Genomic DNA, 638 nt, shown 5'->3' with positions numbered 1-638 from the left:
TGGTCTGCTTCATCATGGTCATGTTATAGGTCGCCATTTTTACACTGTAAAGATTTTGCTTGACGGGCCAACCACCCGCATCTAGCAATCTAGACAACGTAAAGATAACGGCATAGGAGACGACGATGGCGCTGCTGGACCCGATCGAGGCTGCTCATGACAATCTTGCGCCGATCCCGATGGAGTGCGACGCGCCGTTCCTGACAGTCGTCGGCGAATTGCCACGTGAGCTCAACGGCACGCTCTATCGCAACGGCCCCAATCCGCAATTTGAAACCAAAGGCTCGCACTGGTTTGTCGGCGACGGCATGCTGCACGCCTTCCACATCGAGAACGGCCGCGCGAGCTATCGCAATCGTTGGATCCGTACGCCGAAATTTCTCGCCGAGCACGATGCCGGCCGCGCGCTCTATCGCGGCTTCGGGCAGCAAATATCGGACGCCCCTGCTTCGCTTGGCAATGACTCAGGCGCGGCCAATACCAACATCGTCTTTCACGCTGGCCGCCTCCTCGCGCTCGAGGAAGGACATCCTCCGACCGAAATCGAACCGGGCACGCTGAAGACACTCGGCTATCAGAACTATCGCGGCCGCATCGGCGGGCCGTTTACCGCGCATCCGAAGATCGATCCCATCACC

Annotated in this window: 1 protein-coding gene; it reads left to right on the top strand. The window is 58.6% G+C overall.

All coding sequences use genetic code 11. The annotated features are described in order from the left end of the window. Positions 1 to 125 precede the first annotated feature (125 nt). Positions 126 to 638 (top strand): carotenoid oxygenase family protein (locus tag AC1DU6_RS34505; protein WP_477862989.1); only part of this gene is annotated, 513 nt, incomplete at its 3' end.

The sequence above is a fragment of the Roseateles sp. P5_B10 genome (assembly GCF_056400485.1).
This window is presented reverse-complemented; position numbering and strand designations above follow the sequence as displayed.